At 55.9% G+C, this 5216-nt stretch carries 2 tRNA genes and 3 rRNA genes; all 5 read left to right on the top strand.

Annotation, left to right across the window (positions count from 1 at the left end):
• Nucleotides 1-51: 51 nt before the first annotated feature.
• Nucleotides 52-1591 (top strand): 16S ribosomal RNA (locus tag KZO83_RS16265).
• 93 nt (nt 1592-1684) lie between these two features.
• A tRNA-Ile gene (locus KZO83_RS16260) sits at nt 1685-1761 on the top strand.
• A 91-nt stretch (nt 1762-1852) separates the two neighbouring features.
• Nucleotides 1853-1928: transfer RNA gene (locus KZO83_RS16255), tRNA-Ala, on the top strand.
• 184 nt (nt 1929-2112) lie between these two features.
• Nucleotides 2113-5002: ribosomal RNA gene (locus tag KZO83_RS16250) — 23S ribosomal RNA — on the top strand.
• A 110-nt stretch (nt 5003-5112) separates the two neighbouring features.
• A 5S ribosomal RNA gene (gene rrf / locus KZO83_RS16245) occupies nt 5113-5216 on the top strand; the annotation flags it as partial.

The following is a 5216-nucleotide window of genomic DNA, read 5'->3' as shown; positions in this document are numbered from 1 at the left end:
ACGTTTTAGTCTTGAACCAAGTTTGGTCCGCTCAACGGACTATCAGACTTTCAACTGAAGAGTTTGATCATGGCTCAGATTGAACGCTGGCGGCAGGCCTAACACATGCAAGTCGAGCGGAAACGATCCTAGCTTGCTAGGAGGCGTCGAGCGGCGGACGGGTGAGTAACGCATAGGAATCTACCCAGTCGTGGGGGATAACCTGAGGAAACTCAGGCTAATACCGCATACGTCCTACGGGAGAAAGCGGGGGCTCTTCGGACCTCGCGCGATTGGATGAGCCTATGTCGGATTAGCTAGTTGGTAAGGTAACGGCTTACCAAGGCGACGATCCGTAGCTGGTCTGAGAGGATGATCAGCCACACCGGGACTGAGACACGGCCCGGACTCCTACGGGAGGCAGCAGTGGGGAATATTGGACAATGGGCGAAAGCCTGATCCAGCCATGCCGCGTGTGTGAAGAAGGCTTTCGGGTTGTAAAGCACTTTCAGCGAGGAAGAAAGCGTGCCGTTTAATACACGGTACGGACGACATCACTCGCAGAAGAAGCACCGGCTAACTCCGTGCCAGCAGCCGCGGTAATACGGAGGGTGCAAGCGTTAATCGGAATTACTGGGCGTAAAGCGCGCGTAGGCGGCGTGTCACGCCGGGTGTGAAAGCCCCGGGCTCAACCTGGGAACGGCATCCGGAACGGGCAGGCTAGAGTGCAGGAGAGGAAGGTAGAATTCCCGGTGTAGCGGTGAAATGCGTAGAGATCGGGAGGAATACCAGTGGCGAAGGCGGCCTTCTGGACTGACACTGACGCTGAGGTGCGAAAGCGTGGGTAGCAAACAGGATTAGATACCCTGGTAGTCCACGCCGTAAACGATGTCGACTAGCCGTTGGGTCCCTTGAGGACTTAGTGGCGCAGTTAACGCGATAAGTCGACCGCCTGGGGAGTACGGCCGCAAGGTTAAAACTCAAATGAATTGACGGGGGCCCGCACAAGCGGTGGAGCATGTGGTTTAATTCGATGCAACGCGAAGAACCTTACCTACCCTTGACATCCTGCGAACCCGGAAGAGATTCCGGGGTGCCTTCGGGAGCGCAGAGACAGGTGCTGCATGGCTGTCGTCAGCTCGTGTTGTGAAATGTTGGGTTAAGTCCCGTAACGAGCGCAACCCTTGTCCCTATTTGCCAGCGATTCGGTCGGGAACTCTAGGGAGACTGCCGGTGACAAACCGGAGGAAGGTGGGGACGACGTCAAGTCATCATGGCCCTTACGGGTAGGGCTACACACGTGCTACAATGGCCGGTACAAAGGGTTGCGAAAGCGCGAGCTGAAGCTAATCCCGAAAAGCCGGTCTCAGTCCGGATCGGAGTCTGCAACTCGACTCCGCGAAGTCGGAATCGCTAGTAATCGTGCATCAGAATGGCACGGTGAATACGTTCCCGGGCCTTGTACACACCGCCCGTCACACCATGGAAGTGGACTGCACCAGAAGTGGTTAGCTTAACCTTCGGGAGAGCGATCACCACGGTGTGGTTCATGACTGGGGTGAAGTCGTAACAAGGTAGCCGTAGGGGAACCTGCGGCTGGATCACCTCCTTAAACGACCGCGCATCCCCCTGGGTAAGCGCTCACAATGAATTACCTGATCGCGCAGAGCAACGACTGTTTGGGTCCTGGACCCAGTGGTAAGCCGGGTCTGTAGCTCAGTTGGTTAGAGCGCACCCCTGATAAGGGTGAGGTCGGCAGTTCAAGTCTGCCCAGACCCACCAAATTTCAGCCACGACAGCGTTATATCGAGACTCGCATAGCAGGCTATGCGTCGCCTCAATATGCCTTGTCTTGACTGAAATTATCTTGTTTGGGGCCTTAGCTCAGCTGGGAGAGCGCCTGCCTTGCACGCAGGAGGTCACCGGTTCGATCCCGGTAGGCTCCACCATCCCGACAGTCGAAGAAGTTTTAAGCGAGACGCTTGGAAGACCCTTTCTTCGAGCTTCCCGCTTAGAGCTTTTGCTCTAATGCTCTTTAACAATGTGGAATAAGCTGACAAAGCAAGACGATACGTCTCAAGCGTATCCGGCAAAATCGTGTTCGTCGCCAGGCCAGACCCTTTGGGGTTATATGGTCAAGCGATGAAGCGCATACGGTGGATGCCTAGGCAGCCAGAGGCGATGAAAGACGTTGTAGCCTGCGATAAGGCTCGGTGAGGTGGCAAACAACCTACGACCCGGGCATCTCTGAATGGGGAAACCCACCCAGCATAAGCTGGGTATCCCACCCTGAATTCATAGGGGTTGGGAGGCGAACCGGGGGAACTGAAACATCTAAGTACCCCGAGGAAAAGAAATCAACCGAGATTCCCTGAGTAGCGGCGAGCGAACGGGGACTAGCCCTTAAGTCAGTGCACGGTTAGGTGAACGGCCTGGAAAGGCCGGCCATAGTGGGTGATAGCCCCGTAACCGAAAACCCGCATTGGTGAAATCGAGTAGGTCGGGGCACGTGAAACCTTGACTGAAGACGGGGGGACCATCCTCCAAGGCTAAATACTCCTGGCTGACCGATAGTGAACCAGTACCGTGAGGGAAAGGCGAAAAGAACCCCGGCGAGGGGAGTGAAATAGATCCTGAAACCGTATGCGTACAAGCAGTGGGAGCTGGCTTCGGCTGGTGACCGCGTACCTTTTGTATAATGGGTCAGCGACTTATATTCAGTGGCGAGCTTAACCGACTAGGGGAGGCGTAGGGAAACCGAGTCTTAACAGGGCGATGAGTCGCTGGATATAGACCCGAAACCGGGCGATCTATCCATGGCCAGAGTGAAGGTCAGGTAACACTGACTGGAGGCTCGAACCCAAGTATGTTGAAAAATGCTGGGATGAGCTGTGGATCGGAGTGAAAGGCTAATCAAGCCCGGAGATAGCTGGTTCTCCTCGAAAGCTATTTAGGTAGCGCCTCACGTATCACCGTCGGGGGTAGAGCACTGTTTCGGCTAGGGGGCCATCCCGGCTTACCAACCCGAGGCAAACTCCGAATACCGATGAGTGCAGCGTGGGAGACACACAGCGGGTGCTAACGTCCGTTGTGAAAAGGGAAACAACCCAGACCGTCAGCTAAGGCCCCCAAATTCTGGTTAAGTGGGAAACGATGTGGGAAGGCTTAGACAGCTAGGAGGTTGGCTTAGAAGCAGCCATCCTTTAAAGAAAGCGTAATAGCTCACTAGTCGAGTCGGCCTGCGCGGAAGATGTAACGGGGCTCAAACCAGGTGCCGAAGCTACGGACTCATCCTCTGGATGAGTGGTAGAGGAGCGTCGTGTAAGTCTGTGAAGGGGCGTTGAGAAGCGCGCTGGAGATATCACGAGTGCGAATGCTGACATGAGTAACGATAATGCGGGTGAAAACCCCGCACGCCGGAAGACCCAGGGTTTCTGTTCGACGTCAATCGGAGCAGAGTGAGTCGGCCCCTAAGGCGAGGCCGAAAGGCGTAGTCGATGGGAAACGGGTTAATATTCCCGTACCGGATGTGATTGCGATGGGGGGACGAAGAAGGCTAGGTGAGCCAGGCGTTGGTTGTCCTGGTGAAAGCCGGTAGGCCGAGGGTTCAGGGAAATCCGGATCCTCAAGGCCGAGAGGCGAGACGAACAGACTACGGTCTGGAAGTCATCGATGCCACGCTTCCAGGAAAAGCCTCTAAGCTTCAGATCACATGCGACCGTACCCCAAACCGACACAGGTGGTCAGGGTGAGAATCCCAAGGCGCTTGAGAGAACTCGGGTGAAGGAACTAGGCAAAATGGCACCGTAACTTCGGGAGAAGGTGCGCCGGCATAGGGTGACGGACTTCGCGTCCTGAGCTCGAGCCGGTCGAAGATACCAGGTGGCTGCAACTGTTTATTAAAAACACAGCACTCTGCTAACGCGTAAGCGGACGTATAGGGTGTGACGCCTGCCCGGTGCCGGAAGGTTAATTGATGGCGTTAGCTCCGGCGAAGCGCTTGATCGAAGCCCCGGTAAACGGCGGCCGTAACTATAACGGTCCTAAGGTAGCGAAATTCCTTGTCGGGTAAGTTCCGACCTGCACGAATGGCGTAATGATGGCCACGCTGTCTCCACCCGAGACTCAGTGAAATTGAAATCGCCGTGAAGATGCGGTGTCCCCGCGGCTAGACGGAAAGACCCCGTGAACCTTTACTATAGCTTCACACTGGATGCTGATGTTGCTTGTGTAGGATAGCTGGGAGGCTTGGAACCTGGGACGCCAGTCCTAGGGGAGCCGACCTTGAAATACCAGCCTGGCATCATTGGCGTTCTAACTTGGGCCCGTTATCCGGGTCGAGGACAGTGTGTGGTGGGTAGTTTGACTGGGGCGGTCTCCTCCCAAAGCGTAACGGAGGAGCACGAAGGTACCCTCAGCACGGTTGGAAATCGTGCAATGAGTGCAAGAGCATAAGGGTGCTTGACTGCGAGACAGACACGTCGAGCAGGTGCGAAAGCAGGTTCTAGTGATCCGGTGGTTCTGTATGGAAGGGCCATCGCTCAACGGATAAAAGGTACTCCGGGGATAACAGGCTGATACCGCCCAAGAGTTCACATCGACGGCGGTGTTTGGCACCTCGATGTCGGCTCATCACATCCTGGGGCTGAAGTCGGTCCCAAGGGTATGGCTGTTCGCCATTTAAAGTGGTACGCGAGCTGGGTTTAGAACGTCGTGAGACAGTTCGGTCCCTATCTGCCGTGGGCGTTGGAGATTTGAGAAGGGCTGCTCCTAGTACGAGAGGACCGGAGTGGACGCACCTCTGGTGTTCCGGTTGTCACGCCAGTGGCATTGCCGGGTAGCTATGTGCGGACGGGATAACCGCTGAAAGCATCTAAGCGGGAAGCCCCCTTCAAGATGAGATCTCCCCGAGGCCTCGAGCCTCCTGAAGGGCCCAGCGAGACCAGCTGGTTGATAGGCACGGTGTGGAAGCGCTGCAAGGCGTTGAGCTAACGTGTACTAATGGCCCGTGAGGCTTGACCATATAACACCCAAAGGGTCTGGTGACGAGCCGATCCCGGAGACGCATGAGACGTAGCGTGTCAGCTTATTCCCGATTGCGTTGTGGCCCGATGGGCCATGACACCTGTTTCGCCTGACGACCATAGCGAGCGTGTCCCACCTGATCCCATGCCGAACTCAGCAGTGAAACCGCTTAGCGCCGATGGTAGTGTGGGGCTTCCCCATGCGAGAGTAGG

The organism is Chromohalobacter moromii, assembly GCF_023091865.1.
Lineage (GTDB): Bacteria > Pseudomonadota > Gammaproteobacteria > Pseudomonadales > Halomonadaceae > Chromohalobacter > Chromohalobacter moromii.
This window is presented reverse-complemented; position numbering and strand designations above follow the sequence as displayed.